This is a genomic window from Stenotrophomonas sp. B2 (genome assembly GCF_014947095.1).
Taxonomy (GTDB): Bacteria; Pseudomonadota; Gammaproteobacteria; order Xanthomonadales; family Xanthomonadaceae; genus Stenotrophomonas; species Stenotrophomonas maltophilia_P.
Map to the genome: position 1 here is coordinate 46,631 of NZ_JADCQA010000007.1, position 19,890 is coordinate 66,520.

The 19,890-nt window shown below is 68.2% G+C and carries 19 protein-coding genes; 13 read left to right on the top strand and 6 right to left on the bottom strand.

Translation table 11 applies throughout. From position 1 onward, the window contains the following. The first annotated feature begins 22 nt into the window (after positions 1–22). The 10 genes from aroD (at position 23) to pcaC (ending at position 8,956) form a co-directional block, all read left to right on the top strand. On the top strand, positions 23–874 hold the full coding sequence (gene aroD, locus IMX13_RS09870) for a type I 3-dehydroquinate dehydratase (RefSeq protein WP_065181394.1): 852 nt from the start codon (positions 23–25) through the stop codon (positions 872–874). A gap of 53 nt (positions 875–927) precedes the next feature. Continuing rightward, positions 928–2,244: an MFS transporter gene (locus IMX13_RS09875; protein ID WP_193396263.1), complete on the top strand. Its 1,317-nt coding sequence runs from the start codon at positions 928–930 to the stop codon at positions 2,242–2,244. 169 nt (positions 2,245–2,413) lie between these two features. Continuing rightward, positions 2,414–3,094: a 3-oxoacid CoA-transferase subunit A gene (locus IMX13_RS09880; RefSeq protein WP_053517770.1), complete on the top strand. Its 681-nt coding sequence runs from the start codon at positions 2,414–2,416 to the stop codon at positions 3,092–3,094. Next, positions 3,091–3,738: a 3-oxoacid CoA-transferase subunit B gene (locus IMX13_RS09885; protein ID WP_193396264.1), complete on the top strand. Its 648-nt coding sequence runs from the start codon at positions 3,091–3,093 to the stop codon at positions 3,736–3,738. The genes IMX13_RS09880 and IMX13_RS09885 overlap by 4 nt, the downstream gene beginning before the upstream one ends. A gap of 7 nt (positions 3,739–3,745) precedes the next feature. Beyond that, a complete protein-coding gene (pcaF, locus tag IMX13_RS09890; RefSeq protein WP_193396348.1) occupies positions 3,746–4,954 on the top strand; it encodes a 3-oxoadipyl-CoA thiolase in 1,209 nt (402 codons plus the stop codon). Between the two features lie 67 nt (positions 4,955–5,021). Continuing rightward, a complete protein-coding gene (gene pcaH, locus IMX13_RS09895; RefSeq protein ID WP_193396265.1) occupies positions 5,022–5,732 on the top strand; it encodes a protocatechuate 3,4-dioxygenase subunit beta in 711 nt (236 codons plus the stop codon). 4 nt (positions 5,733–5,736) lie between these two features. Continuing rightward, positions 5,737–6,300 carry a protocatechuate 3,4-dioxygenase subunit alpha gene (gene pcaG / locus IMX13_RS09900; RefSeq protein WP_111185632.1) on the top strand — a complete coding sequence of 188 codons (564 nt, stop codon included), beginning with the start codon at positions 5,737–5,739 and terminating at the stop codon, positions 6,298–6,300. A gap of 90 nt (positions 6,301–6,390) precedes the next feature. Next, complete coding sequence (locus IMX13_RS09905) at positions 6,391–7,734, top strand: 3-carboxy-cis,cis-muconate cycloisomerase (protein ID WP_193396266.1); 1,344 nt, start codon at positions 6,391–6,393, stop codon at positions 7,732–7,734. Between the two features lie 25 nt (positions 7,735–7,759). Then, entirely contained in the window at positions 7,760–8,545 is a 786-nt protein-coding gene (gene pcaD / locus IMX13_RS09910) for a 3-oxoadipate enol-lactonase (protein ID WP_193396267.1), read from the top strand. Positions 8,546–8,569: 24 nt separating this feature from the next. Beyond that, positions 8,570–8,956, top strand: coding sequence for a 4-carboxymuconolactone decarboxylase (pcaC, locus tag IMX13_RS09915; protein ID WP_065181323.1), 387 nt, complete (start codon positions 8,570–8,572; stop codon positions 8,954–8,956). 74 nt (positions 8,957–9,030) lie between these two features. On the opposite strand, the gene IMX13_RS09920 is transcribed toward pcaC, so the two are convergent. Then, positions 9,031–9,888, bottom strand: a complete 858-nt coding sequence (locus tag IMX13_RS09920; protein WP_193396349.1) for an IclR family transcriptional regulator C-terminal domain-containing protein — start codon at positions 9,886–9,888, stop codon at positions 9,031–9,033. A gap of 101 nt (positions 9,889–9,989) precedes the next feature. Then, positions 9,990–12,413 (bottom strand): membrane-bound PQQ-dependent dehydrogenase, glucose/quinate/shikimate family, encoded by a 2,424-nt coding sequence (locus IMX13_RS09925; protein WP_193396268.1) that lies wholly within the window; start codon positions 12,411–12,413, stop codon positions 9,990–9,992. A 296-nt stretch (positions 12,414–12,709) separates the two neighbouring features. Between IMX13_RS09925 and IMX13_RS09930 the strand changes: the two genes are divergently transcribed. Beyond that, positions 12,710–13,249, top strand: coding sequence for an adenine phosphoribosyltransferase (locus IMX13_RS09930; RefSeq protein WP_193396269.1), 540 nt, complete (start codon positions 12,710–12,712; stop codon positions 13,247–13,249). Between the two features lie 80 nt (positions 13,250–13,329). On the opposite strand, the gene dbpA is transcribed toward IMX13_RS09930, so the two are convergent. Further along, on the bottom strand, positions 13,330–14,706 hold the full coding sequence (dbpA, locus tag IMX13_RS09935) for an ATP-dependent RNA helicase DbpA (RefSeq protein ID WP_053517757.1): 1,377 nt from the start codon (positions 14,704–14,706) through the stop codon (positions 13,330–13,332). A 69-nt stretch (positions 14,707–14,775) separates the two neighbouring features. Next, positions 14,776–15,855 carry a YeiH family protein gene (locus tag IMX13_RS09940; RefSeq protein ID WP_065175041.1) on the bottom strand — a complete coding sequence of 360 codons (1,080 nt, stop codon included), beginning with the start codon at positions 15,853–15,855 and terminating at the stop codon, positions 14,776–14,778. A 101-nt stretch (positions 15,856–15,956) separates the two neighbouring features. Between IMX13_RS09940 and IMX13_RS09945 the strand changes: the two genes are divergently transcribed. Continuing rightward, positions 15,957–16,832, top strand: a complete 876-nt coding sequence (locus tag IMX13_RS09945; RefSeq protein WP_065181327.1) for a LysR family transcriptional regulator — start codon at positions 15,957–15,959, stop codon at positions 16,830–16,832. Positions 16,833–16,883: 51 nt separating this feature from the next. Further along, positions 16,884–18,764, top strand: a complete 1,881-nt coding sequence (locus IMX13_RS09950; RefSeq protein WP_065175043.1) for an ATP-binding cassette domain-containing protein — start codon at positions 16,884–16,886, stop codon at positions 18,762–18,764. Positions 18,765–18,893: 129 nt separating this feature from the next. Here the strand turns inward: IMX13_RS09950 and IMX13_RS09955 are convergent, their stop codons facing one another. Next, positions 18,894–19,355: a cytochrome c gene (locus IMX13_RS09955; protein WP_053517751.1), complete on the bottom strand. Its 462-nt coding sequence runs from the start codon at positions 19,353–19,355 to the stop codon at positions 18,894–18,896. A gap of 9 nt (positions 19,356–19,364) precedes the next feature. Further along, the gene (locus IMX13_RS09960) at positions 19,365–19,757 is read right to left on the bottom strand and encodes a c-type cytochrome (protein ID WP_053517750.1); all 393 of its coding nucleotides are present in this window, start codon (positions 19,755–19,757) and stop codon (positions 19,365–19,367) included. Between the last annotated feature and the right edge of the window lie 133 nt (positions 19,758–19,890).

Here is a 19,890-nt window from a genome sequence, read left to right on the forward strand (position 1 = left end):
CTTCCATGCTCTGGTGACCGCCATGAAGTTTCCGCTCGCTCCGGTTGTGCTGGCCGGTGCACTGTGCGCCGTCCCGGCGCTGGCCCTGGCCGCACCGCCGCCGGCGGTACTGCAGGTCGGCCAGTTGCGTATTGGCGAGGGCCATCCCCGCACCATCGTGCCGATCACTGGCGCCACCGCTGACGTGGCCCTGCAGCAGGCGGCGGCCATCGCTGCCAGCAAGGCCACCGACATCGCCGAGTGGCGCATCGACTACCTGGACATCGCCACCGATGGCAAGGCGCTGGTCGCGCTGGGCAAGCGCATCCAGGCCACGCTGGGCGGCAAGCCGGTCATCGTGACGTTCCGCACCAAGGCCGAGGGCGGCGCCAAGCCGATCAGCGATGCCGACTACGGCGCGCTCTACGCCACGCTGCTGCGCGGCGGCGTGGCCCAGCTGATCGACGTGGAGATGTTCCGTGATCCGAAGGTGGTGCAGGCGCTGGTGGCGCAGGCGCACAAGGCCGGCGTGAAGGTGGTGATGTCCAACCATGACTTCCACGCAACGCCGCCCCGCGATGAGATCGTCGCGCGCCTGCTCAGGCAGCAGGCGCTGGGTGCGGACGTGCTGAAGATCGCGGTGATGCCGCGCGACGCAGGCGACGTGCTGGCCCTGCTCGATGCCACCTGGCAGGTGCGCCAGCAGAGCGACAGGCCGCTGCTGACCATGTCGATGGGGGGCACCGGTGTGGTCTCGCGCCTGGCTGGTGAAACCTTCGGCCAGGCGCTCACCTTCGGCATGATCGGCACTCCGTCGGCACCGGGCCAGGTCGAAGTCGATCGCCTGCAGGACGTCCTGCAGGTCATCCACGCATCCAGCCAGGCCGGTCACTGAGACCTTCCCCGCCGGACGTTCCACCGCATCACGCTGTTGCAGGAAACCGCCCCATGAGCCACGCCGCCCCCGCACCCTCGCTTGTCCTGGAACGGATGAGTCCCTTCCAGTGGACCGCCATCGCCATCTGCGTGCTGTTGAACATGCTCGATGGCTTCGATGTGATGGTCATGGCCTTTACCGCGCCGCATGTGTCGGCGGACTGGGAGCTGTCGGGCAAGGTGCTGGGGATGATGCTCAGCGCCGGCCTGGTCGGCATGGCGCTGGGCTCGTTCCTGCTGGCGCCGCTGGCCGATCGCTGGGGCCGGCGGCCGATGATCGTGTGCTGCCTGCTGATCCTGACCAGCGGCATGGCGCTGTCGGCGCTGGCTGCCAACGCCTGGCAGCTGGGCGCGCTGCGCGTGTACACCGGCATCGGCATCGGCGGCATGCTGGCCGGCGTGGGCGTGATCACCGCCGAGTACGCCAATGCCAAGTGGCGCAGTACGGCGGTCGCGCTGCAGGCCACCGGCTATCCGATAGGCGCCACCGCCGGCGGTCTGCTGGCGGCGTGGATGCTGGAACACTGGTCCTGGCACAGCGTGTTCCTGATCGGCGCCGCGGCGTCGCTGGTGTGCATTCCGCTGGTGCTCAGGTGCCTGCCCGAATCGCTGGATTTCCTGGTTGCGCGTCGCCCGGCCGATGCGCTGCCGCGCCTGAACGCACTGCTCTCGCGCATGCGCATGCCGCAGCTGCAGGCGCTGCCGCCGGCGCCGCTGCGTGATGGCCAGCGGCAGGGCTATGCGGCGCTGTTCGTGGGTGACCTGCGGCGCGTCGCGCTGCTGATCGCGTTGGCCTTCTTCCTGCACATGTTCGCCTTCTACTTCGTGCTGAGCTGGACGCCGAAGCTGCTGGTCTCTGCCGGTGTCTCCGCCCAGCAGGGCATCACCGGAGGCGTGCTGTTGAATCTGGGCGGCATCGTCGGCGGCAGCCTGTTCGGCTGGCTGGCCTCGCGCTGGTCGCTGTCGAAGCTGACCGCCGGTGCGCTGCTGCTGGCGATGGTGTCGATGCTGGGCTTTGCCGCCTTCAACACGCAGCTGGGCATGGCCTTCCCGTTGGCGTTCGTGATCGGTGCAGCACTGTTCGCCGCGATGGCGGGCCTGTATGCCGCGGCGCCGGTGGTGTTCGCCGCGCAAGTGCGGACCACCGGTCTGGGCTGGGCCATCGGCATCGGCCGCGTCGGTGCGATCCTCTCGCCGCTCACGGTGGGTGTGCTGGTGGATGGCCACTGGCGGCCCTCCGCGTTGTATGTGCTGTGCGCGCTGCCGCTGCTGCTGGCGGCCTGGGCGTGCCTGGGTCTGCGCGTGGGCGTGGGCCGGAACCAGCGTTGAACCGCGAGGGAGTCGTTGACTCAATGTGCGATTATCGAATCATGAGTGCGAATATCGCATTGACCGGACGGAGTGCCATGGCGACCATGTCGAGGCCGTGTTTTCCCTTCGCAGTGGCTCTGAAGCGAGGCGGTGATGACCGCTGGCGCGCAGGGCAAGGAGCAATGCAGTGATCGACAAGACCGTGGCCAGCGTGGAAGCAGCGGTGGCCGATATCCATGATGGCGCCACCGTGATGATCGGGGGCTTTGGCACGGCGGGCATGCCCGACGAGCTGATCGACGCGCTCATCGCACAGGGTGCGCGCGAGCTGTGCATCATCAACAACAACGCCGGCAACGGCGATACCGGCCTGGCCGCGCTGATCAGGCACAAGCGCGTGCGTCGCATCGTCTGCTCGTTTCCGCGCCAGGCCGATTCGCAGCATTTCGACGCCGCCTACCGCGCCGGTGAGATAGAACTGGAGCTGGTGCCGCAGGGCAATCTGGCCGCGCGCATCCACGCGGCGGGTTCCGGCCTGGGCGCGATCTTCACCCCGACCGGCTACGGCACCGAGCTGGCGCAGGGCAAGGAGACGCGTGAGATCGACGGGCGTCACTTCGTGCTTGAGTACCCGCTGCACGCTGATTTCGCGCTGATCAAGGCCGACCGCGGCGACCGTTGGGGCAACCTGGTGTACCGCAAGACCGCACGCAACTTCGGCCCGCTGATGGCGATGGCCGCGCGCTGCGCCATCGTGCAGGTGCGTGAGGTGGTGCCGCTGGGTGAACTGGACCCGGAGGCCGTGGTGACCCCGGGCATCTTCGTGCAGCGCGTGGTGCCGGTGGCCGCAGCGGGGGTGCAGGCATGAACAAGCTCAGCCGCGAACAGATGGCCGCGCGCGTGGCGCGTGACATTCCCGAAGGTGCCTACGTCAACCTGGGCATTGGCCTGCCGACCACGGTGGCCAATTTCCTGCCGGCCGACAAGGAGATCTTCCTGCAGTCGGAGAATGGCCTGCTGGGCATGGGACCGGCGCCGGCGCCTGGCCGGGAGGATCCGGATCTGATCAATGCCGGCAAGCAGCCGGTCACCCTGCTGACCGGGGGCTGCTATTTCCACCATGCCGATTCGTTCGCGATGATGCGTGGCGGCCACCTCGATATCTGCGTGCTGGGTGCCTTCCAGGTCTCGGTGCAGGGCGACCTCGCCAACTGGAGCACCGGGGCCCCCGATGCGATTCCGGCCGTGGGCGGCGCGATGGACCTGGCCATCGGTGCCAAGCAGGTGTTCGTGATGATGGACCTGTTCACCAAGAAGGGCGAGAGCAAGCTGGTGACCGAGTGCAGCTACCCGTTGACCGGGCTGCGCTGCGTGTCGCGCGTGTACACCGATGTGGCGGTGTTCGATCTGAGGGCTGATGGCGCGACCGTGCTGGAGATGGTGGAAGGCATGGATATCGGACAACTGCGTGAACTGACCGGCCTGCCGCTGGCACTGGCCGAGGGAGCCTGAGATGAGCCTGCACGAGACCTACATCGTCGATGGCATCCGTACCCCGATCGGTCGCTATGGTGGTGCGCTGTCCGGCGTGCGCGCTGACGACCTCGGCGCGATTCCGCTGAAGGCACTGCTGGCGCGCCACCCGCAGCTGGATCCGGCGCTGGTCGAGGACGTCTACCTCGGCTGCGCCAACCAGGCCGGCGAAGACAACCGGAACGTTGCGCGCATGAGCCTGCTGCTGGCCGGCCTGCCGGTGACGGTGCCGGGCAGCACGATCAACCGCCTGTGCGGGTCGGGCCTGGATGCGATCGGCACGGTGGCCCGTGGGATCGCCATGGGCGAGCTGGGTCTGGCCATTGCCGGTGGTGTGGAGTCGATGTCGCGCGCGCCATTCGTGATGGGCAAGGCGACCTCGCCGTTCGCCCGCGACCAGCAGATTGAAGACACCACCATGGGCTGGCGCTTCATCAACTCCCGCCTGCGCGAGCTGCATGGCGTGGAGACCATGGGCCAGACCGCCGAGAACGTGGCCGAGCGCTACGCCATCAGCCGCGAGGACCAGGATGCGTTCGCGCTGCGCAGCCAGCAACGCACCGCCGCCGCGCAGGCGGGTGGATTCTTCGATGGCGAAATCGAGGCGGTGGAGGTGCCGGGCCGCAGGCGCGGCGAGACCGTGACTGTCGACCGCGATGAACACCCGCGCGGCGATACCACCGCAGACGCTCTGGCCGGACTGAAGCCACTGTTCCGGCAACCCGGAACGGTGACCGCAGGCAATGCCTCGGGCATCAATGATGGTGCCGCGGCGTTGCTGCTGGCGTCCGGTGCGCAGGTCAAGGCGCTGGGCCTCACCCCGCGCGCACGCATTCTCGGCTTTGCCAGCGCCGGCGTGGAGCCGGCAATCATGGGCATGGGCCCGGTGCCGGCCAGCCAGAAGCTGATGACGCGCCTGGGCTTGTCCATCGCCGATTTCGATGCCATCGAACTGAACGAAGCCTTCGCCTCGCAGAGCCTGGCCTGTATGCGCCAGCTGGGCCTGGCCGATGATGCCGCGCACGTGAACCCCAACGGCGGCGCCATCGCACTGGGGCACCCGCTGGGCATGAGCGGTGCGCGCCTGGCCCTGACCCTGCTGCGCCAGCTGGAAGCCACCGGGGGCCGGCGTGGCCTGGCCACGATGTGCATCGGCGTGGGGCAGGGTGTAGCCCTGGCCATTGAGCGCGTGTGAGCCCCAACGAACCCATGATCTGCACGACAGCCGCGGCCTGCGGGCCGCTCGCCAACAGGAGTACGCCATGAGCGATCCCACTGAACTGCGCGGCTACCGCACGCCGTATCCCGGCAGCCAGCCGCCGCGCATCCACCTGCCGTATGCCTCCACCGCGCTGCGTGGCCCGGGTACCGATCCGATCGCCATCCCGGTGACGCTCTCGGAAGTGACCGGCCCGAGCATCAACCGCATCACCCTGGGTGAGCACGCCGCGGACCTGACCGCAGGTTTCCCCGGCCAGCCGCAGGGCGAGCGCATCATCGTCAGCGGCCGCGTGCTGGACGAGAATGGCCGCCCGGTGCGCAACACCGTGGTCGAGGTATGGCAGTGCAACGCTGCTGGCCGTTACCTGCACAAGGGTGACCAGCACGATGCACCGCTGGATCCCAACTTCAAGGGCACCGGCCAGGTGCTGACCGACAGCGAAGGCCGTTACCGCTTCACCACCATCAAGCCCGGCGCCTACCCGTGGCGTAACCACTACAACGCCTGGCGCCCGGCGCACATCCATTTCTCCCTGCATGGCGATGGCATCGGCCAGCGGCTGGTCACGCAGATGTACTTCCCCAACGACCCACTGCTGGCGTTCGATCCCATCTACAACTGCGTGGACGATGCCAACGCGCGCGAGCGCATGGTGTCCTCGTTCGATTGGGAAACCACTACCAACGAATTCGCGCTGGGTTACCGCTTCGACATCGTGCTGCGCGGTCGCAAGATGACCGTCTGGGAGTAAGACCATGAGTTTCCAATCCACTCCGTGGCAGACCGTCGGCCCGTACTACCGCCTGGGCCTGGAACCGCTGTACCGCACCGACATCGCCCCGGCCACCGCGCAGGGCGAACGCGTGCACGTGCAGGGCCAGGTGTTCGATGGCAATGGCGTGCCGGTGTCCGATGCCGTGCTGGAAATCTGGCAGGCCGACGCACAGGGCATCTATGCCCATGGCGAAGACCCGCGCCGTGACGACCACGACCCGGCCTTCGATGGCTGGGGCCGCGTGCCGACCGATGAGCAGGGGCGGTTTGCCTTCAGCACCGTCAAGCCGGGCCGCGTGCCGGGCCTGCGCGGCGAGCCGCAGGCACCGCACCTGATCGTGCTGGTGTTCATGCGTGGCCTGCTGCAGGCTGTGCGGGGTCGCATCTACTTCAGCGACGAGACCAGCAATGGCGAGGACGGCATCCTCGCGCTGGTGCCGCCCGAGCGCCGTCACACGCTGGTTGCGCAGGCGCAGGGCAAGGGTCTGTACCGGTGGGACGTGCGCATGCAGGGCCCGGATGAGACGGTCTTCTTCGCCTACTGATCGCGGCGCGCGCGACGCGCCTTCCGGTCACTCCACGCCCGCACGCAGCGCGCGCGGGTAAGCTGTGGCCACCCAGGATGGACTGCACCGATGAGCCTCTCCCCAACGCTGCTGGGCGGTCTGTTCGGCGATTCTGCCGTCGACGCCGTGTTCAGTGATCAAGCGCGCCTGCAGGCGATGCTGGACGTCGAGCGCGCGCTGGCACGCGCGCAGGTGCGGTGCGGGGTGATTCCCGCCACTGCACTGGCCCCGATCGAAGCGGCCTGCCGCGCCGATCTGTATGCGCTGCCGGCGCTGTCGGCCGCCACCGCGCTGGCTGGCAACCCGGCCATTCCATTGGTCAAGGCGCTGACTGCGCAGGTCAAGGCGAATGATGCCGAAGCCGCGCGCTGGGTGCACTGGGGTGCCACCAGCCAGGACATCATCGACACCGGCGCCGTATTGCAGCTGCGCACGGCGGTCGGTCACGTGCAGGCGCGACTGCAGGTGCTGTGCACGGCGTTGGCGCGGCTGGCCGAGGCCGAGCGCGGCACCGGTCTGCCGGGACGCACGCTGCTGCAGCAGGCCGTGCCGGTAACCTTCGGGTTGAAGGCCGCCGGTTGGCTTGATGCCCTGCAGCGCAGCCAGCGGCGCCTGGATGCGCTGGCCGAAGACACTCTGGTGCTGCAGTTCGGTGGCGCCGCGGGCACGCTGGCCTCGCTGCAGACGCGCGGGTTGGACGTGGCCGAGGCCCTGGCTGCCGAGTTGCAGTTGCCGCTGCCGGCGCTGCCCTGGCACACCGCACGTGATCGTATCGCCGAACTGGGCAGCGTGTTCGCGCTGCTGACCGGCAGCCTAGGCAAGATCGCCAGCGATATCGTGCTGCTGATGCAGTCCGAGGTGGCGGAGGCCTTCGAGCCGGCCGGGGAGGGCAAGGGGGGCTCCTCGGCGATGCCGCACAAGCGCAATCCGGTGGGCTGCGCGGCGGCCATCGCCGCCGCCACGCGCGTGCCGGGCCTGCTGTCCACGTTGTTCAGCGCCATGCCGCAGCCGCACGAGCGCGCGGCCGGGCAGTGGCATGCCGAGTGGGAGACCGTGCCGGAGATCGTCCGCCTGTGTGCGGGCAGCCTGGCCCAGGTGGACATGGTGGTGCAGGGCCTGCAACTGGACCGCGCACGCATGCGCCAGCATCTGGACAGCCATGGCGGCCTGCTCTACGCCGAGGCCGTGGCGGTCACCCTGGGCGAGCGTATCGGCAAGTCTGCCGCGCACGCCCTGGTGGAGCACGCCGCGAAGCAGGCGCTGGCGCAATCGCAGCATCTTCGCGACGTGCTGGCGCAGACGCCGGAGGTCACCTCGCAGCTTTCCGCTGCACAACTGGATGCCCTGTTCGCTGCCGACAGCTGGCGCGGCATGGCCGATACCTGGATCGACCGCGTGCTCGCGCGCGGCTGATCCCACGTTCACCGCTGGAGCACGCATGCCCTTCCTCGACCTTCCGCAGCACCGCCTGCATTACCAGACCGAGGGCCGTGCCGACGCGCCATGGCTGACGTTCTGCAATTCGCTCGGTACCGACCTGGGCATGTGGCAGCCGCAGGTGGGTGCGCTGGCCTCGCAGTATCGAATCCTGCGTTATGACCGTCGGGGCCACGGCCAGTCCAGCGCTCCGCCGGGCTTGTACACCGTGGCCGAACTGGGCGCCGACGTGCTGGCCCTGTGGGATCACGTGGGCGTCGAGCGCAGCCATTTCTGCGGTCTTTCGATCGGTGGTCTGACCGGGCAGTGGCTGGGCGTGCATGCGGGCAACCGGCTGCGCACGCTCACCGTGGCCGCCACCGCGGCGAAGATCGGCACGCTGGAGAGCTGGCAGGCGCGTATGGCCCAGGTCCAGCACGATGGCTTGTTGCCCCTCGTGGATGGCACCCGCGAACGCTGGTTCACCGCTGCCTTCGCACAGACCCATGCCAGCCAGGTGGAGGAGATCCTGCAGGTATTCCTGGCGACCCGCGTCGACGGTTACGTCGGCTGCTGCAACGCTGTGGCAACGGCCGACTTCCGCGATGTGCTGGGCCGCATCGGCGTGCCGCTGCTGGCCATTGCCGGTGATGATGATCCGGTGTGCGTGCCGACCGATCTGCAGGCAATCGCCGAGGGCGTGGCCCATGGCCACTACGCCGCTGTCCCGGGCCGCCACATCTGCAACCTAGAGTCGCCGCAGGCATTCACTTCCGCACTGGCTGCGCATCTTTCCGCGCAGCACTGACCCCCGCATAACAGGTAGACCACGATGGACGAACAGGAACGCTACGAAGCTGGCCTTGCGGTGCGCCGCCAGGTGCTGGGCGAGGCACACGTGGAACGCTCGCTGCAGGCGCGCACCGATTTCACCACCGAATTCCAGGACTTCATCACCCGCACAGCGTGGGGCACGGTGTGGACGCGTGAGGGGCTGCCGCGGCATACGCGCTCGCTGCTGACCATCGTGATGATGGTGGCGCTGGGCCACGACGAGGAGTTCAAGCTGCACATCCGTGCCGCCCGCAACAACGGCGTCACGCCGGAGCAGATCAAGGAAGTGCTGCTGCAGGCTGCGATCTACTGTGGCGTGCCTGCGGCCAACCACGCCTTCGCGCTGGCTAAGCCGATTCTGGAAGAGCAGGCCGCCGAGGGCTGATGCCGGTTCCGCCGGGCGTGGCCCGGCGAGCGCAGCGGCCGACGATGACGCCGGGCCATGCCCGGCGGCGTGCCTCAATTCAACAACGTGCCCAATCGCTGCGCCGCTTCGCGCAGGCGCGGCAGCAGCTGGGTCTGCATCACGCCCAGACCGATACGGCCCGCCTGGGTGCCGATGTTCAACGCACCAACCACGTCACCGCTGCGCGAACGCACAGGCACTGCGATCGAGCGCAGGCCGATCTCCAGTTCCTGGTCGACCAGGGACACACCTTCGCGGCGCACCTTCTCCAGCGTGTCCAGGAAATCATCCATGCGGGTGATGGTGCGCTCGGTGCGCGGCCGCAGCGGATTGCGTTCCAGATAGCCTTCCAGCGTGTCGCGCGGCAACGCCGCGAGCAACACGCGGCCCATCGATGTGCAGTAGGCAGGCAGACGGCTGCCCGCGCGCAGTCCAATCGACATGATGCGTACGGTTTCCGCACGTGCCACGTACAGGATGTCGTCGCCGTCCAGCACGCCCAGCGAGCAGGATTCATGCACGTCGTCGCGCAGGGCATCGAGCACCGGCTGCGCTGCGGCGGTCATCGACGACGACGCCACATAGGCACCGCCCATGCCCAGCACGCGCGGCAGCAGCACGTAGCCACGGCCCTGTTCGCCGACATAGCCCAGCTTTTCCAGCGTATACAGCACGCGCCGCACCGCGGCACGCGAGATGCCGGTATCGGTGCTGATCTGTGACATGGTCACTTCGCGCGGGTGCTGCGAGAACACGCTCAGCACGGCCAGACCGCGACCGAGCGATGTCATGAAGTCCGGGTCGCCCTGGTTGTCCTGGATCTGCTGCATCAGCTCATGGGCCAGGCCACGGTCCTGCGGCGGAGCAGGTGCGCGCTTGGGGCGACGGCTGGGAGGATCGGCGGCAGGCATGGCAGCAGCTTTCATCGGGTTCGACCTTGCATGGTAAGCGCTCGCACCAGCAACCGGTACCCGGGTAGCGCCGCCCGGCAGGCGACGCTACGGGGCGGGGTTCACCTGCGCTCGGGCAGCGCGTAGGCAATCACGTAATCGCCGCGGTCCGGCGACTGGCGGGCGCCACCGGCGGAGATCACCACGTACTGACGGCCCGTCTTCGGCGAGACATAGGTCATCGGTGTGCCCTGGCTGCCCACCGGCATGCGTGCTTTCCACAGCTCATCGCCGGTACGGCTGTCGTAGGCACGCAGGTAGTAATCCTGCGTGCCCGCGAAGAACAGCAGGCCTGACTGGGTGGCCAGCGAACCGCCCAGGGTCGGCATGCCGATCGGGATCGACAGGCCCATCTTGATGCCCATCGGACCGGTGTCCTTCACCGTGCCCACCGGTACCTGCCAGACCAGTTTGCGGGTCGCCAGGTTGATCGCCGACATCGTGCCGAACGGGGGCTTCTGGCAGGGAATGCCAAGCTTGGACAGGAAGCGGTCGCGCAGCGAACCATAGGGCGTGCCGGTCTGCGAGGCCGCGCCCATTTCCACGCCGCCGTCGCCGCTGCTCATCTGCGCGCGCGGAATCAGCTTGGTCCACAGGCCCAGGCGCATGTCATTGACGAACAGATAGCCCGTGGTCGGGTCGACCGAGGCGCTGCCCCAGTTCATGCCGCCCAGCGAACCCGGCCATTGCAGCGCCAGGTCTTCGCCCGGCGGCGTGTACATGCCGTCGTAGCGGAACTGCTTGAACTGGATGCGGCACAGCATCTGGTCGATCGGGGTGGCTCCCCACATGTCCGACTCGGTCAGCGTTTCCGCGCCGATCTGCGGCAGGCCCACCGACAGCGGCTGGGTGGCGGCGTAGCGCTCGCCCTCGGCGTTGCCCTGCGGCGCCGGAATGTCGCGCACTTCGCTGATCGGTACGCCGGTCTGCCGGTTGAGCATGAAGATCTGCCCGGCCTTGGTGACCTGCAGCAGCGCCGGCAATGTGCCGCCCTTGCCGTCGGGTACATCGATCAGGGTCGGCTGCGCGGGCAGATCGTAGTCCCACAGATCGTGGTGTACGGTCTGGTACACCCAGCGTTCCTTGCCGGTGGCGACGTCGAGCGCGACCACGGCAGAGCTGTACTTGTCGTCCTGCGGCGTGCGTTCGCCGGCCCACTGATCCGGCGTGGTGTTGCCGGTGGGCAGGTAGACCAGGCCCAGTTGCGGGTCGTAGGCCATCGACGTCCACACATTCGGCGTCGCACGGGTGTAGTGGATCGACGGATCCAGCGGCACGTCCGGGGTCTCCTTTGAAAGATCCCAGATCCAGACCAGCGCACCGGTGCGCACGTTGTACGCACGCACCACGCCGGACGGTTCACCCACTTCGATGTTGTCGGCCACCCGGCCGCCGACCACGATCAGCTCGCCCGCCACCAGCGGCGCGGCGGTGAGGGTGTAGAAGCCGGGCTTGATCTCGCCCATGCCGACCTTCAGGTCGACCACCCCGTTGCTGCCAAAGTCCGGGCACAGGGCACCGGTGTTCGCATCCAGCGCGAACAGGCGGGCGTCGATGGAGGTCATCAGGATGCGCTTCGCGCACAGCGCCGGGCCGGTGCTCGCCACGTCAGTGGCCGGCACTGGTGCCGGTGCCGGTGCAGCCGTCGTCGCGGCGGCCGGTGCGGTAGTCGCATCGAAATAGCCCAGGCCCCGGCAACGCTGCCAGTTCGGTGCGGTGGCCTTGGGATCGAAGGCCCAGCGCTGCTTGCCCGAATCGGCATCAACGGCGATCACCTGGTTGTGCGGGGTGCACAGGTACAGGGTGTCGCCGATCTGCAGCGGGGTGTTCTGGTCTTCGGCGCCGAAGCCGTTGCTTTCCGGTACATCGCCGGTACGCGCGGTCCAGGCCACCTGCAGCTCTTTCACATTGGCCGGGGTGATCTGGTCCAGTGCGGCAAAGCGGGTACCGGCGGTGGTATTGCCCCAGTGCATCCAGTCGCGCTGTTCAGCGCCCTTGGCCACGGGCACTACGGGGGGTGTGGTGCCCTGCGCCGCCTGCACGGGACGCGGCTGGAACGCTGCGAAAGCAGTACCCAGCAGACCCACCAGCAGCACTGCAGCCACGCCATAGGCGCCGCGACCGGACACCTGGCCGCGGCTGCGGCGCAGCACCGGCCAGGCCAAGGCGACCAGCAGGGCGAGCACGGCGGGCATCACCAGGCGCGAAACCAGCGGCCAGAAATTCCAGCCGGCATCCACCAGCGCCCACAGCAGCGTGGCCACGAACGCCAGGCCGTACAGCAGCGCACCGTTCGGCCGGCGCATCACCAGCAGCACGCCGGCCACGGCAGACGCTACACCCATCAGCAGGAAGTACCAGCTGCCCCCCAGCTGCACCAGGCGTACGCCGCCGACCAGCAGAGCCATGCCGAACAGCGTCACCAGGATGCCGAGCAGGACCACCAGTACACGGCACACGGCCGGAACCTTCGTCGTCTCGTCCACGTTGCATGAACCTCATTGCAGGAACCCGCGCGAAGGCGGGGAAGCCCCGCGCGCGCCAGGCGTGGCGGGGGCCGACGGCATCCAGGGCGGCTGCGGGCCGTGACGGCGTGCAGGCGTCGATCTGCTTATGACGCAAGGCGGGTGAATGACCGATCACGGCGATTATCGCACGCGTGTGCGATTTTTTCGTGATGCTGTGGCGCCATTGATGGAACGCAGCGGCGCGAAGATGCCGGGAACGGGCAGCGTACGGACGAACCGGTTACCCTATGCCGCCATACAAGCTGGTAGCTGCAATGACCGACGCCACCGTGGCCGTCCCCGCGTGGGCCTCGCGCCTGCGCGACATCGCCGACTTCCCCAAGCCCGGCATCCTGTTCAAGGACATCATGCCGCTGCTCGCGCACGGCGAGGACTTCCGTGATGCCATCCACGCGATGGCCGACCGCTGGCGCGACCAGAAGCTGGACGCGGTGGTGGGTATCGAATCGCGTGGTTTCATCCTGGGTGCCGCGATGGCACTGGAACTGGGCGTCGGCTTCGTGCCGGTGCGCAAGCCGGGCAAGCTGCCCGGCCAGGTGCTGCGCGAGGAATACACACTGGAGTACCGCAGCGACTGCATCGAAGTGCATGCCGATGCGCTGGCGGCCGGCGCGCGCGTGGCGATCATCGATGACGTGCTGGCCACCGGCGGCACGCTGGTGGCCGCATTGTCGCTGGTGCGCCGGTTGGGCGTGGACGTGGTCGGTGCTGGCGTCCTGGTCGAGCTGGATGGCCTGGGTGGCCGCGCCCGTTGGCAGGCGGACCTGCCGCTGCACACCGAGCTGGTGTTCTGAGACTGCCGCCGGGCATGGCCAGGCGCTACCCGTTCTGAGACTGTCGCCGGGCATGGCCCGGCGCTACCTGTCGCTGGGCCTTACATCATCCGTACGCGGAAGCGGCGGCCCTTGATCTTGCCGGCCTCCAGTTTCGCCACGGCCTTGCTGGCCTGCTCGCGCGCGATCGCCACGTAGGAGCGGGTCGGGAAGATCGCGATCTTGCCGATGAACTTGCCCGACAGTCCTGCGTCGCCGGTCAAGGCGCCGAGGATGTCGCCCGGGCGCAGCTTGTCCGTCTTGCCACCGTCGATGCGCAGGGTGCGCATCGCTGCCTGCGGCAACTCGGCGGGGCGTGACGTCGCCAGCGGCGTTTTCTGCCAGTCCAGCGCGTGCCCCATCTGTGCTTCGATTGCTTCGGCGCGGGTCTTTTCGCGGCCCGCCACCAGGCTGATGGCCAGGCCGCTGGCGCCGGCACGGCCGGTACGTCCAACGCGGTGCTGGTAGCTTTCGACATCGGTCGGCAGCTCGTAGTTGATCACCGCCGCCAGCTCTTCCACGTCCAGACCGCGCGCGGCGACGTCGCTGGCGACCAGCACGTTGCAACTGCGGTTGGCCAGGAGCAGCAGCACTTCCTCACGGTCACGCTGCTCCATGTCACCGTGCAGGGCCAGCGCCGAGAAGCCGAACTGCTGCAGCGAATGGGCGACCTCATCCACGTCCTTGCGGGTATTGCAGAACACCACTGCCGATTCGGGCGTGTACTTGAGCAGCAGGCCGGCCAGCGCCTTCTGCCGATGGGCCGGCTCGACCTCGCAGAACAGGTGGCGGATGGCCGGCGCCTGGTCAGCGCCTTCCACCGTGACTTCAACGGCATCGCGCAGCAGATCACGTGCAATGGCACGGATGCTGTCGGGGAAGGTGGCCGAGAACAGCAGGCTCTGCCGGTCCTTGTGGGTGCGTCCGGCGATTTCGCGGATGGGCTCTTCAAAGCCCATGTCGAGCATGCGATCGGCTTCGTCCAGCACCAGCGTGCGCACCGCGCCAAGATTCAGCGCGCGCTTGCGTGCCAGCTCCTGCACGCGGCCAGGGGTGCCGACCACCACGTGCGGGTCGTGGCCTTCCAGCGAAGCCAGCTGCGGTCCCAGCGGCACGCCGCCGACCAGCAGCAGCAACTTCAGGTTGGGGATGCCGGTGGCCAGCTTGCGGATCTGCTTGCCGACCTGGTCGGCCAGTTCGCGGGTCGGGCACAGCACCAGCGCCTGCACGCGGATCAGGCTCGGATCGATCGCCTGCAGCAGCCCCAGGCCAAACGCAGCGGTCTTGCCGCTGCCGGTCGGAGCCTGCGCGATCACGTCGCGGCCATCGAGGATGGCGGGCAGGCTCTGGGCCTGCACAGGGGTCAGGGTGGTGTAGCCGAGGGCATCCAGGCCGGGCTGCAGGGCCGGGCTCAGCGGCAGGGTCGAGAAATCAGTCATGGCGCATTGTACCTGCGCGCGCGGCCGTCACCGTCTCCCGGGGCAGCGGCCGTATCGGCAGACCTGCGCTCAGTGCAGCATCGCCAGCACGCCCTGGTGGATCGCCAGGCCACCGAACAGCAGCCAGGCGAACAGGAGCAGCGCCAGCAGCAGCGGCTTCAGGCCCGCCTGGCGCAGCGCGGAGACATGGGTGGTCACGCCCAGCGCCGCCATCGCCATCGCCAGCAGCACCGTGTCCAGCTGCACCAGCGCTGCGTGAAGTCCGGCGGGCAGCAGCTGCAGCGAGTTCATGCCGGCCACGGCGACGAAACCGAACGCGAACCACGGCACAACGATGCGGGCCTTGCTGCCCTCGGACGTTGCCCTGCTGCCGCGTGCCAGCCAGAGCGACAGCACGACCAGGAAGGGCGCAAGCAGCATCACCCGGACCATCTTGGTGATGACGGCGGTATCGGCAGCCGCCTCACCCACGGCACGGCCGGCAGCCACCACCTGCGCCACTTCGTGCACGGTCGCCCCGGTGAACAGGCCGTACTGCCGCGCGTCCATCGCCAGCCAGCCGTGCGACTGCAGCAACGCATACAGCGCCGGATACAGGAACATGGCAAGCGTACCGAACACCACCACGGTCGATACCGCCACCGTTACCTGTGCCGCACGACCACGCACCACCGGCTCGGCCGCCATCACTGCCGCCGCGCCACAGATGGCACTGCCGGCGCCGATCAGCATCGCCGCCTCACGCTCCATCCTGAACACGCGCGTGCCCAGCCAACAGGCCAGGCCAAATGTGCTGGCGACCACCAGCACGTCCATCAGCACGCCGGCGATGCCGACATGGCCGATGTCCTGGAACGTCAGGCGCAGGCCATACAGCACAATGCCGGCACGCAGCAGCCAGTGCTTGGCGAAGCCGATGCCTGCCGCGCTGCGCGGCGCCAGCCGCGGGTACAGGGTATTGCCGACCGCGATACCGGCGACGATCGCCACGGTCAGCGCGCTCAGGCCATGCGCCTGCAGCCATGGCAGGTCCGCCAGATGAAGCGATGCCGCAGCGAGCAGGCCCGCCAGCAGCAGCCCGGGCAGGCGCGGCTGCCAGCGCTGCCGCAGAACGGGCAGGGACCAGGTGGAGGGGGCGGAGGTGCTCATGGCGGGACCGGTGTGGGTAACGATGAAAAGCGTGCGCCTGCGCCAATGACCTGTAAAACGAATAATATAAGTAGAATCTACCTGATTTATAGGTAAATTCCATGCGCCTGACTCTGCGCCAGCTCCAGGTCTTCGTCGCCATTGCCGACCACGGAAGTACCTCCGCGGCCGGCCAGGCCATCGCGCTCTCGCAGTCGGCCAGCAGTGCCGCCCTGCAGGAGCTGGAGGCGCACTTCGGCACGCCCCTGTTCGACCGTGTCGGTCGCCGCCTGGTGCTGAACGGCCATGGCCGCGCGCTGCTGGAACCGGCCCGCGCGCTGCTGGTCAATGCCGTTGATCTCGAGCGCCAGCTCGCTGCCGGCGGGGACCCCGCGCAGGGGGCACCGTTGCGGCTGGTGCTGGCGGCCAGCACCACCATCGGCAACTACCTGCTGCCGGCGCGCATCGCCGACCTGTTGCGGCAGGCGCCGCAGGCGGAAGTCGATCTGCGCATCGACAACAGCGCCGGCGTGGTCGCCGCCGTCCAGCGGCTGGATGTGGATGCCGGCCTGATCGAGGGACCATGCCACGAGCGGGGTTTGCAGGTGACCGCGTGGCAGCAGGATCCGCTGGTGATCGTTGCCGCCGCCGACGCGGCGGCGCGCTGGTCGCTGGAGGATCTGCGCGCGGCGCGCTGGCTGCTGCGCGAACCCGGGTCCGGCACCCGCGAGGCCGTGGAGCAGGCGCTTCTGCCGCATCTGCGCGGCTTCGCGCAGACCCTGCAGCTGGGCAATACCGAGGCGATCAAGCAAGCCGCGATCGCCGGCCTCGGCGTGGCCTGCCTGTCACGTCACGCATTGGAGGAGCCGCTGGCACTGGGTCGCCTGCGTGTGCTGGATACCCCGCTACCCGCGCTGCAGCGCACGCTGTGGCTGGTGCGCCACCCCGGCAAGCAATGGTTGCCGGGTCTGCAGGCGTTGCTGGGGGAGGTGGGCTGATCGATCTCCGGGAGCAGCCCGGCCGGCGCCCCCAACCCGTACAATATGCGGATGCCTCTGATTACTCTGCAGAACGTCGACTTCAGCGTCGGCGGCCCGTTGTTGCTGGAAAAAGCCGAACTGTCGATCGAGCCGGGTGAACGCATCGCCCTGATCGGCCGCAACGGCGCCGGCAAATCCACCCTGCTCAAGCTGCTGTCCGGCGACCACAAGCCCGATGATGGCGAAGTACGCGTCCAGCAGGGCGTCCGTGTGACCCGCCTGGAACAGGAAGTGCCGCACGGCGCGGCCGGCTCGGTGTTCGACGTGGTGGCCGATGGCCTGGGTGAGCTGGGCCAGTGGCTGGCCGAGTTCCACCACCTCAGCCATGCCGACGAGTTCGACGGCGATGCGCTCGGCCGGGTGCAGGCCAAGATCGACGCGGCCAATGGCTGGGGTCTGGACCAGCGCGTGGCCGAGACACTGACCAAGCTCGACCTGGATGGCGATGCGGAGTTCGCGCGCCTGTCCGGTGGCATGAAGCGCCGCGTCCTGTTGGGCCGCGCGCTGGTCTCCAGCCCGGACCTGCTGCTGCTGGACGAGCCGACCAACCACCTGGACATCGAAGCCATCGACTGGCTGGAAGCATTCCTGAAGGGCTGGAGCGGCAGCGTGGTGTTCGTCACCCATGACCGCCGCTTCCTGCGTGCGCTGGCCACCCGCATCGTCGAGATCGATCGCGGCCAGGTCACCAGCTGGCCCGGCGACTGGGCCAACTACGAACGCCGCCGCGAAGAGCGCCTCAACGCGCAGGCGCAGGAGAACGCGCGCTTCGACAAGCTGCTGGCACAGGAAGAAGTGTGGATCCGGCAGGGCATCAAGGCGCGCCGCACCCGCGATGAAGGTCGCGTGCGCCGGCTGAAAGCGATGCGCACCGAACGGTCGCAGCGACGCGAGCTGAGCGGCAATGTCCGGATGGAAGCGGCACAGGGCGTGAGCTCCGGCAAGAAGGTCATCGACGTCAAGGACATTTCGTTCGCGTTCGGCGACCGCACCATGGTCCGCGACTTCACCACCACCATCCTGCGCGGCGACCGGATCGGCCTGATCGGCCCCAACGGCAGCGGCAAGACCACCCTGTTGAAGCTGCTGCTGGGTGAACTGCAGCCGCAGAAGGGCGAGGTCAACGCCGGCACCAACCTGCAGGTGGCCTATTTCGACCAGTATCGTGCCGTGTTGCGCGAAGACTGGAGCGCCATCGAGAACGTGGCAGAAGGCCGTGATTTCCTCGAGTTCAACGGCAAGCGGAAGCACGTGCATGCCTATCTGCAGGACTTCATGTTCACGCCCGAGCGCGCGCGCGCGCCGATCACCCGGCTGTCCGGTGGGGAGCGCAACCGCCTGCTGCTGGCCAAGCTGTTCGCGCAGCCGTCCAACCTGCTGGTGATGGACGAACCCACCAACGACCTGGACGTGGAAACGCTTGAGCTGCTGGAAGAGCTGCTTGGCGAGTACACCGGCACGCTGCTGCTGGTCAGCCACGATCGTGATTTCATCGACAACGTGGTGACGTCCACGCTGGTGATGGAGGGCGACGGCGTGATCGGCGAGTACGTTGGAGGCTATACCGACTGGCAGCGCTACGCGGCCAGTACCGCAGCGGCAGCAGTGCCCGCCGCTGCCAGGCCGGCGGCAGCGGCTGCGCCTGTGGCTGCCGCGGAACCTGCCGCGGCCAAGCGCAAGCTCAGCTACAAGGAAGCGCGCGAACTGGAGCAGCTGCCGAAGACGATCGAGAAGCTGGAAGGTGACGTCGAAGGCCTCACCTCAGCGATGAATGATCCCTCGTTCTACACCCGCAGCAGCGCCGAGGTGACGGCACACACGCAGCAGCTGGCCAAGGTGCAGGCCGAACTGGACGCCGCGTACGCGCGCTGGGAAGAGCTGGAAGGCTGATCGTTGACCGACGCTGGCGGTGCGAGGGTAGCGCGGGGCCATGCCCCGCGGGCGCACAGCGCGGGCTTCTGGCGTTCCGCCGGGCATGGCCCGGCGCCAGGGATGCAAGGGCGCCACGGCGCCCTGATCCTATTTGACCCCGTGCAGATCCCGCAGCTGGCTTGGCCGGCTGCCGAAGTACGCCGCCAGGTCGGCGATGTCCTGATCGCTCAGGTCCGTCGCCTGCGGCGTCATCAACGCGTGCTGGCGGTCGCCGGAACGGTAGGCCTGCAGCGCATGCGCGAGGTAATCACCGTACTGCCCACCCAGTTTCGGGTAGGTCGGATCGATCGGGGCGTTGCCGTCGGCACCATGGCAATCGATGCAGCTCTGGTTGGTGGCCTTGCCCTTCACCTTGGCCCGGGCTTCACCGGCAGCCTCACGGCCGGTGGGCAGGCCTGCCGACGATGAAGAGCCGTGCTCGCCGCTGGCATGGCCCGGATCGGCGGCGGATTTCTCGCTGTTCTCCACCTGTGACTGCGAGCAGGCCGCCAGCAGCAGGGCGACGGACAGGGCGATGGCATGACGCAGTGGATGCGCGGCTTTCGACATGGGCGGGCCTTACTTGACGGTGGACAGGTAAACAGAGAGATCGGCGATCTCCTGTTCGCTGAAACTCATCGACTGGGCCTGCATCGTCGGATGCCGGCGCTTGCCCTGGCGGTACTCGGTCAGGGCCTGGGTCAGGTACTGCTGGGTCTGGCCACCGATCTTCGGTACCCGGTAACTCGGGTAGGCGTTCTTGTAACCGGTGATGCCATGGCACCCCTGGCAGGTGTAGGCCAGCACCCGGCCATTGTCGTAATTGCCGGCAGGTGCGGCGGCGGCAGCAGCGGCGGGTGCCGGGGCTGGGGCGGGTGCTGCGGTCGTGGTAGCTGGAGCGGGCTGTGCGGCGGCCCCGAGGGGCAGGAGGACGGCCAGAGCGAGACAAGCGGCGAGCGGCTGCGGGCGCATGATGTCGTTTCCGGGGATTCGGGTCTGGTCGTTCCGGCGTGGGGTACGGAACGACCCGAGTATAGCCTCAGGTTTCATCTAGCTGAAATGGGGGTGGGCCGACCAGCGGCGTGAAGACACCATGACCTTTGGG

What these genes read in the sequence shown, in the direction of transcription:
- aroD (WP_065181394.1), top strand. Translation starts at nt 23, where the DNA reads ATGAAGTTTCCGCTCGCTCCGGTTGTGCTGGCCGGTGCACTGTGCGCC.
- IMX13_RS09875 (WP_193396263.1), top strand. Translation starts at nt 928, where the DNA reads ATGAGCCACGCCGCCCCCGCACCCTCGCTTGTCCTGGAACGGATGAGT.
- IMX13_RS09885 (WP_193396264.1), top strand. Translation starts at nt 3,091, where the DNA reads ATGAACAAGCTCAGCCGCGAACAGATGGCCGCGCGCGTGGCGCGTGAC.
- pcaH (WP_193396265.1), top strand. Translation starts at nt 5,022, where the DNA reads ATGAGCGATCCCACTGAACTGCGCGGCTACCGCACGCCGTATCCCGGC.
- pcaG (WP_111185632.1), top strand. Translation starts at nt 5,737, where the DNA reads ATGAGTTTCCAATCCACTCCGTGGCAGACCGTCGGCCCGTACTACCGC.
- IMX13_RS09905 (WP_193396266.1), top strand. Translation starts at nt 6,391, where the DNA reads ATGAGCCTCTCCCCAACGCTGCTGGGCGGTCTGTTCGGCGATTCTGCC.
- pcaD (WP_193396267.1), top strand. Translation starts at nt 7,760, where the DNA reads ATGCCCTTCCTCGACCTTCCGCAGCACCGCCTGCATTACCAGACCGAG.
- pcaC (WP_065181323.1), top strand. Translation starts at nt 8,570, where the DNA reads ATGGACGAACAGGAACGCTACGAAGCTGGCCTTGCGGTGCGCCGCCAG.
- IMX13_RS09920 (WP_193396349.1), bottom strand. Translation starts at nt 9,888, where the DNA reads ATGCCTGCCGCCGATCCTCCCAGCCGTCGCCCCAAGCGCGCACCTGCT.
- IMX13_RS09930 (WP_193396269.1), top strand. Translation starts at nt 12,710, where the DNA reads ATGACCGACGCCACCGTGGCCGTCCCCGCGTGGGCCTCGCGCCTGCGC.
- dbpA (WP_053517757.1), bottom strand. Translation starts at nt 14,706, where the DNA reads ATGACTGATTTCTCGACCCTGCCGCTGAGCCCGGCCCTGCAGCCCGGC.
- IMX13_RS09940 (WP_065175041.1), bottom strand. Translation starts at nt 15,855, where the DNA reads ATGAGCACCTCCGCCCCCTCCACCTGGTCCCTGCCCGTTCTGCGGCAG.
- IMX13_RS09945 (WP_065181327.1), top strand. Translation starts at nt 15,957, where the DNA reads ATGCGCCTGACTCTGCGCCAGCTCCAGGTCTTCGTCGCCATTGCCGAC.
- IMX13_RS09950 (WP_065175043.1), top strand. Translation starts at nt 16,884, where the DNA reads ATGCCTCTGATTACTCTGCAGAACGTCGACTTCAGCGTCGGCGGCCCG.
- IMX13_RS09955 (WP_053517751.1), bottom strand. Translation starts at nt 19,355, where the DNA reads ATGTCGAAAGCCGCGCATCCACTGCGTCATGCCATCGCCCTGTCCGTC.
- IMX13_RS09960 (WP_053517750.1), bottom strand. Translation starts at nt 19,757, where the DNA reads ATGCGCCCGCAGCCGCTCGCCGCTTGTCTCGCTCTGGCCGTCCTCCTG.